At 72.2% G+C, this 11,866-nt stretch carries 10 protein-coding genes and 1 riboswitch; of the genes, 1 reads left to right on the plus strand and 9 read right to left on the minus strand.

The genetic code is table 11. From position 1 onward, the window contains the following. From ACTHJJ_RS02100 to rimO, 6 genes are all read right to left on the minus strand, one after another. On the minus strand, positions 1-1,255 hold a 1,255-nt coding region (locus tag ACTHJJ_RS02100), incomplete at its 3' end, for a mandelate racemase/muconate lactonizing enzyme family protein (protein ID WP_440301282.1). Next, positions 1,252-2,091 (minus strand): serine hydrolase, encoded by an 840-nt coding sequence (locus tag ACTHJJ_RS02105; RefSeq protein ID WP_440301283.1) that lies wholly within the window; start codon positions 2,089-2,091, stop codon positions 1,252-1,254. The genes ACTHJJ_RS02105 and ACTHJJ_RS02100, both read right to left, overlap by 4 nt. Positions 2,092-2,104: 13 nt before the next feature. Then, complete coding sequence (locus ACTHJJ_RS02110; RefSeq protein ID WP_440301284.1) at positions 2,105-2,404, minus strand: helix-turn-helix domain-containing protein; 300 nt, start codon at positions 2,402-2,404, stop codon at positions 2,105-2,107. Beyond that, complete coding sequence (locus tag ACTHJJ_RS02115; protein WP_440301285.1) at positions 2,385-2,933, minus strand: CinA family protein; 549 nt, start codon at positions 2,931-2,933, stop codon at positions 2,385-2,387. The genes ACTHJJ_RS02110 and ACTHJJ_RS02115 overlap by 20 nt, the downstream gene beginning before the upstream one ends. A 23-nt stretch (positions 2,934-2,956) precedes the next feature. Next, complete coding sequence (gene pgsA, locus ACTHJJ_RS02120) at positions 2,957-3,595, minus strand: CDP-diacylglycerol--glycerol-3-phosphate 3-phosphatidyltransferase (RefSeq protein ID WP_440301286.1); 639 nt, start codon at positions 3,593-3,595, stop codon at positions 2,957-2,959. Continuing rightward, complete coding sequence (gene rimO, locus ACTHJJ_RS02125; RefSeq protein ID WP_440301287.1) at positions 3,592-5,040, minus strand: 30S ribosomal protein S12 methylthiotransferase RimO; 1,449 nt, start codon at positions 5,038-5,040, stop codon at positions 3,592-3,594. The genes pgsA and rimO overlap by 4 nt, the downstream gene beginning before the upstream one ends. Positions 5,041-5,076: 36 nt before the next feature. On the opposite strand from rimO, the gene ACTHJJ_RS02130 reads away from it, so the two are divergent. Then, on the plus strand, positions 5,077-6,216 hold the full coding sequence (locus ACTHJJ_RS02130) for a dipeptidase (RefSeq protein ID WP_440301288.1): 1,140 nt from the start codon (positions 5,077-5,079) through the stop codon (positions 6,214-6,216). 29 nt (positions 6,217-6,245) lie between these two features. On the opposite strand, the gene ACTHJJ_RS02135 is transcribed toward ACTHJJ_RS02130, so the two are convergent. The 3 genes from ACTHJJ_RS02135 to ACTHJJ_RS02145 all read right to left on the minus strand — a co-directional run bounded on the left by ACTHJJ_RS02135 (position 6,246) and on the right by ACTHJJ_RS02145 (position 11,390). Beyond that, positions 6,246-6,983 (minus strand): ion channel, encoded by a 738-nt coding sequence (locus ACTHJJ_RS02135; protein ID WP_440301289.1) that lies wholly within the window; start codon positions 6,981-6,983, stop codon positions 6,246-6,248. Between the two features lie 74 nt (positions 6,984-7,057). After that, entirely contained in the window at positions 7,058-9,952 is a 2,895-nt protein-coding gene (locus ACTHJJ_RS02140) for a DNA translocase FtsK 4TM domain-containing protein (RefSeq protein WP_440301290.1), read from the minus strand. Between the two features lie 91 nt (positions 9,953-10,043). Next, positions 10,044-11,390 (minus strand): aminotransferase class V-fold PLP-dependent enzyme, encoded by a 1,347-nt coding sequence (locus ACTHJJ_RS02145; protein ID WP_440301291.1) that lies wholly within the window; start codon positions 11,388-11,390, stop codon positions 10,044-10,046. A gap of 34 nt (positions 11,391-11,424) precedes the next feature. Next, positions 11,425-11,538: riboswitch (SAM riboswitch) on the minus strand. Positions 11,539-11,866 lie beyond the last annotated feature (328 nt).

Genomic DNA, 11,866 nt, shown 5'->3' on the forward strand with positions numbered 1-11,866 from the left:
GGCCGGGGGGGGGGGGGGGCCCACCGCCCGCGGGCGGGGCGCGGGCGAGGACCCTGCCCGGCCCGGGGTGGGCGCAAAGTGAGCGGGAGCGCCCGGTGCGGCGGGCCCCCCCCCCCGGGGGGGGCCCCCCACCCCCGCGCGCGGCTTGGGACAGCTCCTGCGAGAACCCGCTCATTCCCAGGCCGTCCCCGGCTGGAAGTCGAACTACCTTGCCCTCGTAGGCGACTCCGCCCTCGACGGGCGATCGGACGGACCACCAGGCCGCGTCGAGGTCGCTGACGCGCGTCGTCGGGACCGCCGCGACGAGAGCGGCGGCGGCCCCCACCCCGACGTGGCTCTCCATCATCGAGCCGACGATCGTGCCGAGCCCCGCCTCGTGGGCCCGGCGGAGCATGGCGGCACCCACCCCGAGTGAGCCGCACTTGGCGAGCTTGACGTTGACCAGGTCCGCAGCGTCGAGCCGGATGATCCGTTCGAGGTCCGACATCCCGTAGCAGGACTCGTCCGCCATCACGGGCAGGCCGACGCGGGCGCGGACCCAGGCCAGCCCCTCGACGTCGTCGGCGACGACCGGCTGCTCGACGAACTCGACGCCCAACCCGGCGTCCTCGAGGGCGCGGATCACGCCGACGGCGTCCTCGCGGCTCCACCCCTGGTTGGCGTCGAGGCGGATCGCGACGTCGGGGCCAGCCGCCTCGCGGACAGCGCGCACCCGGGCGACGTCGGTCGAGGCGTCGGTGCCGACCTTGAGCTTGAGCGTCGTGAACCCCTCGGCGACGCGCTGTCGCGCGGCCGCCGCCAGCCCGTCCGCCTCCCCGGCGGACAGGGTCACGTCCGTCGTGACCTCGGCCGGTATGCCGCTCGGCCCGCCGGCGAGCACGGCGCTGACGGTCGTGCCGGTGCCTTGGGCGAGCAGGTCGTGCAGCGCGGCGTCGAGGGCCGCCTTGGCGCCGAAGTTGCGGGCGACGGCCCGCTGGACGCGGCCGGCTACCTCGGCGAGGTCATCTGCGTCATGGAGCTGGGAGCCCACCACGACGGGGGCGAGCATCGTCTCGATGCAGGAGCGGGCCCCGGCGAGCGACTCCCCCGTGACCTGCCAGACCTGCGGGGCCTCGCCCCAGCCGGTCCGGCCGTCGGAGTCCCGCACCCGGACGATGAGGGTGTCGACCGTCTCGGTGCGCCGGAGAGCGGTGACAAAGGGAGTGTGGAGCCGGACGGAGGAGTCGGTGAGGTGGACGGACTCGATACGGGTCATTCCGTGAAGACCCGCCAGACATCCTTCGCCAGAGAGGCGACGAGAGCCGCCGCGGCGGTCTCGGACAGGTTGGTCGTCGTGCAGATCGACAGCACGAACGGCGCGCGGTCCACGGGCCGGATGAGGCAGACGTCGTGGGAGATGCCGTCGACCCACCCGGTCTTGTTGGCCGTGGAGACGCCCGGTGGCAGGCCGGCGGGGATCTGGTTGCGGATCTGGGACCGGCTCAGCATCGCCTCGACCGGGGCGCAGACCGGCGCCCCACCGAGCGCCGTGTCGTGGCGCGCCAGGCTCGCCATGAGGCGACCGAGGTCGGCGGCGGTCACGGTGTTGGTGATGCCGGCCTCGCGGGCCCGGGCGTCCTCGATGCCGCGCCGCACCACCGTCTGGTCCGAGCACCCGGCTGCGTGCAGGACCCGGCTGATCTCGTCCAGACCGACCATCTCGAGAAGGATGTTCGCCGCGAGGTTGCCCGAGTGGATGATCGCGTGGTCACAGAGCTGGAGCACCGACCGCGTCGTGCCGTGCTCGAGGGCGGACCAGGTGCCGGGGTCCTGGTCCTCTGCGGGGTCCAGCGAGTACGTGGAGCCGTCTGCGGCTGAGGTGAAGCTGTTGTGCACCTCGACCGGCGCGGCGAGGACGATCTCGCCACGGGCTGCCTTGCGCAGGACGGCGAGGACGAGGGGCAGCTTCATTGTCGAGGCGGCGTAGTGGGGCACCTCGGCATGGCGCGCGAAGCGGGCGCCGATGAGGTCCCCCCACCACAACGAGACGGTCCCGTGTTCCCCAGCCGCCTCGAGATCCTCTTCCAGGTTCCGGAAGGGTGAGATCGCCACTGCTGCTCCTTCGTCAGGCTGCAGAGGCCGACACGACGGCCTCGTTGGGGACGGGCAACGGCACGGCGGCCGCGAGTCCCTCCGACTCGGCCATCCGGCTCGAGACGTCGCTCAGCACCTGGGAGAGAGGCAGCTCCAGGGCTCCGCAGATCGAGGCCAGCAGCTCGGAGGAGGCTTCCTTCTCACCGCGCTCGATCTCGCTGAGGTAGCCGAGCGACACCGACGCCGATGCGGACACCTCCCGCAGCGTGCGCCCCTGGGCCCGTCGGCGCTCGCGAAGGACGTCGCCGAGTTCACGTCGCAACAGGGTCATCTCGTCCTCCTCCGTGCCGTGCGGGTCCTGCCGTTTCCCCTACCGTACCCCGTCGATCTGCCCGGGGCCCTGACGTTTCCACGGGTGCGTCGAGCCGCTCGGCGAGCACCTCGAGGAGACGCTCAACGGTGCCGGCGCGGATCTGCGCCCGGTCTCCGTTCAACCGCAGTGGCCAGGTCTGTGTTCCGCTCGGTCCCGCCACGGCGATATGGACCGTGCCGGCCGGCTTGCCCTCGGCCGGCCCCGGCCCGGCCACCCCGGTCGTCGAGACACCCCACGTCGCGCCCAGGCGGCCTCTCGCTCCCTCCGCCATCGCGGCCGCGACGCGTGCGTCGACTGTGCCGGCCTCGGCGACGAGGTCCGGTGGGACACCGAGCAGCTGGACCTTCACCTCGGCGCTGTAGGCGACGATGCCTCCGAGCAGCACGAGCGAGGCGCCCGGGGTGTCGGCGATCGCCGCCGAGACGAGACCGGCAGTCAGCGACTCGGCGCACGCAACGGTCTGCCCGAGCTCGGTGAGCCGGCGCACGACGCGAGCAGAGGCCGCCGCGGTCACTCGGTCCTGCCCGGTCCCGATCCGGTGAGACGCACGGCAAGGCTGGCCCGACGGAGCCGGTCGGCCTTGAAGAGGTAGTCCACTCCGCTGACGACGGTCGCGACGAGAGCCGCGCCCAGCAGGACGTGCGCCAGCACGCGCCATACCCCGTTGAGCGGCAGGACCCAGAGCGGGAACGTGAGCGCACCGAGCGAGAGGGTCTGGAGCATCGTCTTGAGCTTGCCTCCCCGACCAGCCGGCATCACGCCGTAGCGGATCACCAGGAAGCGCAGCAGCGTGATCGCGATCTCCCGCGTGAGGATGACGATGGTCACCCACCACCAGATCTCGCCGAGCGCGGACAGGCCGATGAAGGCCATGCCCATGAGCGCCTTGTCGGCGATCGGGTCGGACACCTTGCCGAAGTTCGTGATCTGCCCGCGGGCGCGGGCGAGCCGGCCGTCGATGCCGTCGGTCACCGCCGCGGCGATGAAGACGACCCAGGCCCAGAAGCGCCACCACGGGTCGGTGCCGTTGTCGTGCATCAGCAGGATCCCGAACACGGGCACGAGGAGGACACGCAGGACGGTCAGCGCATTGGGGACGTTCCAGTCCGTCGGTCGGGGGCTCGGCCCCTCGCCCGGGTGGATCGTCATCGCGGTACCGCGAAGAGGTCGACGCCCTCGCTCTCGACGACGGTCGCGCTGACGATCTGCCCGACCTGCGGGATGGGCCCGCTCGGGCCGACCCGCAAGGTCGTGACCCCGTCGACGTCCGGCCCCTGGAACCCGGTCCGCCCGATGACCTCGCCGTCACCGTCCGCGTCGGGGACCTGCTCGACGAGCACCTCGACGACCTCGCCGATCCGCTCCTCCGCGCGCTGGGCGTTCAGCTCCTCGACGAGCCGGCTGATCCGGTCGAGCCGGTCGGCGACGACATGGTCGGGGAGCTTGTCGGACCGGGTCTCCGCCTCGGTGCCATCCTCGTCGGAGTAGCCGAACACGCCGACCACATCGAGCCGCGCCTGGGTCAGGAAGGCCCCGAGCTCGTCGACGTCGGCCTCCGTCTCGCCGGGGAAGCCGACGATGACGTTGCACCGGATCCCGGCCTCCGGTGAGCGCTCCCGGACGCGTGCGACGAGGTCGAGGAAGGCCTCTCGCGACCCGAACCGCCGCATGGCGCGCAGCACGGGCTCGGACGCGTGCTGGAAGGAGATGTCGTAGTAGGGCACCACGCCCGGCGTCTCGGCCATCGCGGCGAGCAGCCCGGGCCGGATCTCCGCAGGCTGCAGGTAGGAGACGCGGACCCGCTCGATGCCCTCGACGGCGGTCAGCTCGGGCAGCAGCTTCTCGAGCAGGCCGAGGTCTCCGAGGTCCTTGCCGTAGGAGGTGGAGTTCTCCGAGACGAGGAAGAGCTCCTTGACGCCGCGCTCGGCCAGCCACCGGGCCTCGGCGAGCACCTCGTCCGGGTGCCGGGACACGAACGCGCCGCGGAACATCGGGATCGCGCAGAACGAGCAGCGCCGGTCGCAGCCGGACGCGATCTTGAGCGGCGCCCAGGGCCGGCCGTCGAGGCGCGCCCGGATGACGCGCGGCCCCGTGGGCGGCACCGGCCCGAGCGGCTCGTCGCCGAACCCGGGCGTCGCGACCTGGGCCACCTCGCCGCGCCGGGCGACCGGGCTGAGCGGCAGGAGCTTGCGCCGGTCCCCGGGCGTGTGGCTCGGCACGTGGCCGCCCCCGAGGATCGTGCGCAGGTGCGTCGACAGGTCGCGGTAGGAATCGAAGCCCAGCACGGCGTCGGCCTCGGGCAGCTCGGCGGCGAGCTCGGCGCCATACCGTTCGGCGAGGCAGCCGACGGCCACGACGGCCTGCGTGCGCCCGTCCTCCTTGAGGTCGGAGGCCTCGAGCAGCGCGTCGATCGAGTCCTTCTTGGCCTGCTCGACGAAGCCGCAGGTGTTGACCACTGCCACGTCGGCCTCGGCGGCGTCGTCGACGAGCCGCCACCCCTCCGCGAGCAACCGCCCCGCCAGCTCCTCGGAGTCGACCTCGTTGCGTGTGCACCCGAGGGTGACGAGGGCGACGCTCTTGTCCGGCGGAGTCATGCGCCCACTCTAGTTCGGGGGTGTTCAATGGCTCGCATGCCGCCCGCCTCGCCGCTCGACCGCGCCCTCGCCCTCCTCGACGAACACCCCCTCGTCGACGGCCACAACGACCTCCTGTGGGAGCTGCGCGAGCAGGTCGGCTACGACCTGGACCGCCTCGACATCGCTCGTCCCGTCGCGACGACGAACACCGACCTGCCCCGGCTCCGTGCCGGCGGCGTCGGCGCCCAGTTCTGGTCCGTGTTCGTCCCGAGCACCCTGCCCGGACCGGAGGCCGTGGTCGCGACGCTGGAGCAGGTGGACGGCGTGCGCCGCATGACCGAGCGGTATGCCGCGCAGCTCGCGCCGGCTCGCACGTCCGCCGACGTCGTGGCCGCCGCCCGCGAAGGGCGGATCGCCTCCCTCATGGGCGCCGAGGGCGGCCACTCGATCGCGGAGTCGCTGGCCGTGCTGCGGATGCTGTACGCGCTCGGGGTGCGCTACCTCACCTTGACCCACAACGACAACGTGCCGTGGGCCGACTCCGCGACCGACGTGCCCGCGGTCGGCGGCCTGACCGACTTCGGGCGCGACGTCGTCCGCGAGATGAACCGGATCGGCATGATGGTCGACCTCAGCCACGTCGCCGCGACGACGATGCGCGCTGCCCTCGAGACCACGAGGGCTCCGGTGATCTTCAGCCACTCGTCCGCGCACGCGGTCTGCGACTCCCCCCGCAACGTCCCGGACGACGTCCTCGGGTCGATGGCGCGCAACGGTGGCGTGTGCATGGTGACGTTGGTGCCGGAGTTCGTCTCGCCCGCGACCGCCGAGTGGCGGGTCGAGGCCGCCGCTGCCGCCGCTGCGACCGGGGTCGATGCGAAGGACTGGGTGGCCTTCCAGCGGTTCGTCCGAGGGTATGTCGTGGAGCACCCGAAGCCGGACGCGACGATCGAGCAGGTCGTGGCGCACCTCGAGCACGTGCGCGAGGTCGCCGGCATCGACCATGTCGGGATCGGCGGCGACTACGACGGGACCGACACCTTCCCCGTCGGGCTCGAGGACGTCAGCGGCTACCCGCGGCTCGTCGCGGCCCTGCTCGACCGGGGCTGGTCCGAGGGGGACGTGGGGCAACTCGTGCGCGGCAACGTCCTGCGGGTCATGCGCGACGTGGAGGACGCCGCGGACGCCGGCTGAGGAGCGGACCGCGGCTCACGGCATACCTCTCAGCGGTTGAAGCGCATGATCGTCAGGCCGACGAGGCGGGCCACGACGAGGGCGACGTAGAGGATGCCGGAGAGCATCTGCAGCATGACGAACGAGCGGACGTGCGGGGTCACGGCGACGATGTCCGAGAGGCCGGTGTTCGTCATCGTCGTGACCGACAGGTAGAGCAGCTCGAACCAGCTGCGCATACCGACCCCCTCTCCATGGATCGTGAAGGAGTTGGGCCAGATGAACTGGACCGTCTGGTAGACGTACGCGTAGGCCCAGACGACGACGGTGAAGGTCGCCCCGGTCGCGAACAGCTCGTCGCGGGTCACCCAGTTGTCGGCGAACATGTACCGGATCAGGGCGTACGCGATGTAGAAGTAGAACAACGCGTGGAGCAGCGCCGAGACGAACGACAGTGGGGTCACGTCCTGCCAGATCGACTCGGCGATGGTCAGGAGGACGACCGGCCCGCCCAGCACGGCCGCGATCCACGTGAGCGCGGGGGTCGCCCGGACGACGCGGACGGCCAGGTAGATGACGACGAGGGCCGCTGCTCCGATGAGGGCCCTGGCGTAGCGGCCCAGGACCTCGGTCTCGATGAAGGGGTAGATGAAGAGCAGCAGGATCTGCACGGAGAGCAGCACGCCGCTCGGGGTCTCACGGACGTTGCGGACCCAGCGCTGCCATGGGGTCGGGGGGCCGGCGTTGCGCGTGACCGACGGCCAGAGGTCCATGGACGAGGATTCCATTGGAGGGACTCTAGTGGTGACCTCGTCCGATCAGCGCCACCGCCACGGCACGCCCGTGAGGCCCGGGAGCCGGCTCACCAGCGGTCGTCGCGGCGGTCGGTCAGCTGCCAGGCGTCTTCCGACTCCTCGTCGTCCTCCTCGACCACCGGCGTCATGTCACCCGGCGTCCATGCCGCGGCCGGCGCCCGTCCGCCGTCACCGTCCCGGCCCTCGCTGCGCTGGGCGACGATCGCCGCGGTGCGGGTCTGCTCGGGGCCGGGCTCCTGGCCTTCGAGCTGGCCGCCGACCTGGTCCTCTACCGGCTCGCGGTCGATGACGGAGTCGTCGTAGGGCTGGGGCTCGTCGAGGTCGAGGTCCGCGCCGGCGGCCGCGTCGCCGTCGTCAGCCGGGACGGGCACGTCCTCGCCCTTCAGCAGGGCGAGGGTCGTGGGCAGGTCGTCCGGGCGCACGAGGACGTCGCGCGCCTTGCTCCCCTCACTGGGCCCGACGATCCCGCGCGACTCGAGCAGGTCCATGAGCCGGCCCGCCTTGGCGAACCCGACCCGGAGCTTGCGCTGCAGCATCGAGGTAGAGCCGAACTGGGTCGTCACGACGAGCTCGGCGGCCTGCAGGAGCACGTCGAGGTCGTCGCCGATGTCGTCGTCGATCTGCTTCTTGGGCGCGGCGACGGTGACGTTCTCGACGTAGTTGGGCTTGAGCTGGTCGGTGACGGACCGGACGACCTCGTGGATCTCCGACTCGTTGACCCAGGCGCCCTGGACACGCATCGGCTTGCTCGCCCCCATGGGCAGGAAGAGCGCGTCGCCCTGTCCGATGAGCTTCTCGGCGCCCGGCTGGTCGAGCACGACCCGCGAGTCCGCGAGCGAGCTCGTCGCGAACGCCATGCGGGAGGGCACGTTGGCCTTGATCAGACCGGTCACGACGTCGACCGAGGGGCGCTGGGTCGCGAGCACGAGGTGGATGCCCGCCGCCCGCGCGAGCTGGGTGATCCGGACGACCGACTCCTCGACGTCGCGCGGAGCGACCATCATGAGGTCGGCGAGCTCGTCGACGACGACGAGCAGGTAGGGGTAGGTCGTCAGCTGCCGCTCCGAGCCGGGCAGCGGCTTCACCTTGCCGGCGCGGACCGCCTTGTTGAAGTCGTCCACGTGCTTGAACCCGAACGCCGCGAGGTCGTCGTAGCGCTGGTCCATCTCCCGGACGACCCACTGCAGGGCCTCGGCCGCCTTCTTCGGGCTGGTGATGATCGGCGTGATGAGGTGCGGGATCCCCTCGTAGGCCGTGAGCTCGACCCGCTTCGGGTCGACGAGGATCATGCGGACCTCCTCCGGCGTCGACCGCATGAGGATCGAGGTGATCATCGAGTTGACGAAGCTCGACTTGCCGGAGCCCGTCGCGCCGGCGACGAGCAGGTGCGGCATCTTGGCGAGGTTGGCGATGACGTAGGCGCCCTCGACGTCCTTGCCGACCCCCATGACCATCGGGTGGTGGTTGCTGCGGGCCGTCTGGCTGCGCAGGACGTCACCGAGCGCGACGTTCTCGCGGTCGGCGTTGGGGATCTCGATCCCGATGGCGGACTTGCCCGGGATGGGACTGAGGATGCGCACGTCGGCGGAGGCGACGGCATACGCAATGTTCTTCGACAGGGCGGTGACGCGCTCGACCTTGGTCCCCGAGCCGAGCTCGACCTCGTAGCGCGTGACCGTGGGGCCGCGGGTGAAGCCCGTCACGGCGGCATCGATGTCGAACTGCTCGAAGACGTTGGTCAGCGACTCGACGACGCGGTCGTTCGCCTCGCTGCGCGTCTTGTGCGGGGCACCCGGCGTGAGCAGTGCCTGGTCGGGGAGCCGGTAGGTGATGTCGCCGCCGAGCGAGAGCTGCTCCACCCGGGCAGGCATGGTGCTGGTCGGCGGCGCGACGAGCTCGGCCTTGGGACCGATCTTCGAGGTGTCCGGCGCACCATGGGTGCGCGGGTCCGTCGCGTCGACACTCGTCGTCGTCTCCCCCGCCTTGGGCGCGAGCACCCCCGGACGGGTCGGGCGCTTCTCCCCCGGACGGAGCCGGGACTTTCCACCCGCGCCGTCGATCTCTGCAGCCTGCCGGAACGCCTCGTCGCCCTCGCGGCCGTCCTCGAGGTCGACCGCCTTGCGCTTCGGGCGCTTGGTCCCGGTCGGCTGGGTGTCGCTCGACTCGTCGTGGTTCGCCTCGCCTCGGTGGAGGACCAGGTCGCGCAGCTGGCCCAGCCGGGTCGGGATCATGTTGACCGGCGTCGCCGTCACGACGAGCAGCCCGAAGGTGCCGAGCAGCGCGAGGATGACGGCGGCGCCGTAGACCGAGACCGCCGCAGAGAGCGGGCTCGAGGCGAGGAAGCCGATGATGCCGCCGGCGGCACGCATCCCCTCGGCGCCGTCCGGCGGGTTCGGGATGCCGTCGGCGATGTGCGCGAGCCCGCACGCCGCGAAGGTCAGCGCGATCGTGCCCCACGTGATCCGGGCGTTGGCGGCGTCGTCCTGGGGCGCACGCAGCAGGCGCAGCCCGAGGGCGAGCAGGACGAGGGGAACGGCGTAGGCGACGCGGCCGAAGGTGCCCGCGAAGACCGCGTGGACGACCTGGCCGACAGGGCCCGGTACGCCCCACCACTCACGTGCGGCGACGACGACCGAAAGGGCGATGAGGGCGAAGCCTAGCCCGTCGCGACGGTGCTCCGGCTCGAGGTCCATGGCGCTGCTGCCGACCCGGCGGACGGCGCCGCCTGCGACGTGCGAGACCCCCCTCCAGGTGTTGCGGATCGCGCGGAGCGGCAGGGGCAGCCCGCCGCCCTTGGCCTTGCGCGGCGCCTTGCCCGAGGTCGACCGGCCGGTCGGACGGCTCGATCGCGCCGCGGGTCGGCGCGTGGACGCGGCGCGCGAGGATCCGCCGCTCTTGGTCGCCGAGGACCCACGGGTGCTGCTGGACGGACGAGTCGCCATGTTCGCACCGTACGCCACCGGCCCCCTCCGACACACGCGTCACACGCGCAACAGGAGCAGAAAAGGACGCCCCCGCCGACCCGTATGCCGCTCACCAGGGGCGCGGGACCGCGTGCAGGCCGCGTCCGTCGCCTGCCGCCAGGATCCAGCCGGAGCCATCGTGGGCCCACCGGTCCAGCGGGCCTCGCTTCACCAGGCTCCCGAGGCCCGCGACGAGTCGGTCGACCGCCTCCTCCGTGGTGCCGAGTCCGATGCTGGCCCGCACGGCCGTCGTGAACGGCTGCTGCTCCTGGAGGAGCCGGTCGACGAAGAGGTGGGCGCAGAACTTGCCGTCGCGCACCCCGATCCCCTGCTCCCACGAGAGCACCTGCGAGACCAGTGCTGGGTCGATGCCGGCGACGGAGAAGGCGACGACCCCGACCCGGCCGGCCGCGTCGGCCAGTCCGGACAGCTGACGCACACCGGCGATCGAGGCGAGGCCGGTGCGGAGCCGCTCCAGCAGCCGGCTCTCGTGCCGCTCGATGGCGTCCCAGTGACGCGAGAGCGTTGCGCAGGCAGCCGCGAGCGCGATGGCGCCGATGACGTTCGGGCTGCCGCCCTCGTGGCGGGCCGGCCCGGTCTGCCAGCTGGTCGCGAGCTGGGTCACGGCACGGGTGGCACCGCCCCCGGCGAGATAGGGGGTGGCCTCGTCGAGCCAGTCGCGGCGCCCGGCGAGGACGCCGGCGCCGAAGGGCGCGTAGACCTTGTGGCCGGAGAAGGCGACGTAGTCAGCGTCCCAGGCGCCGAGGTCGATGGGGCGGTGGGCCGCGAGCTGGGCCGCGTCGACCGCGAGGCGTGCCCCATGGCGGTGCGCCAGTGCTGCGAACCGTTCGACGGGCCAGACCTCTCCGGTGACGTTCGACGCAGCGGTCAGCACGACGAGCCGGTTCCGGCCGGGGTGGGCGTCGAGGGCCTGGTCGACCAGGGCGAGCGCGTCCTCGACGCTCGTGGGGACCGGCAGCCGGACAGTCCGGCCCGACCAGGGCAGCAGGGTGGAGTGGTGCTCGCTCTCGAAGACGACGACGACGGCCTCGTCGGGCAGGGCGCGCGCGAGGAGGTTCCAGGAGTCGGTCGTCGTGCGGGTGAAGACGACCTCGTCCTCGGTCCGGGCGCCGACGAAGCGCGCCACCTCGTCGCGGGCCTGCTCGTACCAGGCGCTGGTGACCCGGGAGGCCCAACCGGCACCCCGGTGGACCGACGCGTACGTCTCGAGGGCGCTGTCGACGGCCTGCTTCACAGCGACGAGGGCCGGCGTCGAGGCCGCGTGGTCGAGGTTGCCGTAGCGGACCGGACCGGACCGCGAGGGCACGCGCAGACCCGCGCCGACGACATCCGGCAGGGAGCCGCTCGAGGCACACGGCTGGGTCGGCAGCGGGAGGTGGGCACAAAGGACCGGCATGACGGCTCCTACGGGTCAAGGACCCGCCAGTGCAGGTCCGCGCTTGCCGCACCCAGATGGGAACGGCCTGGTCGTCACCCGGAGCACCCCACCGCGGAAGGAGGGTTGCTGGCCAGCGAGCCGGGGCTTGTCACTGGCACTCTTGACCTGACCAGCACGATAGAGGCCCGGCGACGCTCCCGTCCACGGCCCGTGCCGAGCATGTCGACATCCGAGATGGCGCGCCGTCCGGGCCGCTCGACGGCCCCACGCCCGACCGTTGGGCCCCGCCCCGGCGCCTCTCCCGGTCGAGAGTGCAGTTTTCTCGATCGAGAGTGCGCTCCGCACGCACGGGGCAGCCGCGCACCCGCGCCTGTCAGCGGCATACGGACGGCTCGACGGAACGGGGTCAGCGCAGGGTGTAGCTCGCCCATACGAGCATGTGGTCCGAGCCGTGGAAGGCCACGTCACCCGCCTTGACGACGCCGAGCCCCCGG

Source organism: Intrasporangium sp. (genome assembly GCF_051961875.1).
GTDB lineage: Bacteria > Actinomycetota > Actinomycetes > Actinomycetales > Dermatophilaceae > Intrasporangium_A.

What these genes read in the sequence shown, in the direction of transcription:
- pgsA (WP_440301286.1), bottom strand. Translation starts at nt 3,595, where the DNA reads ATGACGATCCACCCGGGCGAGGGGCCGAGCCCCCGACCGACGGACTGG.
- rimO (WP_440301287.1), bottom strand. Translation starts at nt 5,040, where the DNA reads ATGACTCCGCCGGACAAGAGCGTCGCCCTCGTCACCCTCGGGTGCACA.
- ACTHJJ_RS02110 (WP_440301284.1), bottom strand. Translation starts at nt 2,404, where the DNA reads ATGACCCTGTTGCGACGTGAACTCGGCGACGTCCTTCGCGAGCGCCGA.
- ACTHJJ_RS02145 (WP_440301291.1), bottom strand. Translation starts at nt 11,390, where the DNA reads ATGCCGGTCCTTTGTGCCCACCTCCCGCTGCCGACCCAGCCGTGTGCC.
- ACTHJJ_RS02130 (WP_440301288.1), top strand. Translation starts at nt 5,077, where the DNA reads ATGCCGCCCGCCTCGCCGCTCGACCGCGCCCTCGCCCTCCTCGACGAA.
- ACTHJJ_RS02140 (WP_440301290.1), bottom strand. Translation starts at nt 9,952, where the DNA reads ATGGCGACTCGTCCGTCCAGCAGCACCCGTGGGTCCTCGGCGACCAAG.
- ACTHJJ_RS02135 (WP_440301289.1), bottom strand. Translation starts at nt 6,983, where the DNA reads ATGGAATCCTCGTCCATGGACCTCTGGCCGTCGGTCACGCGCAACGCC.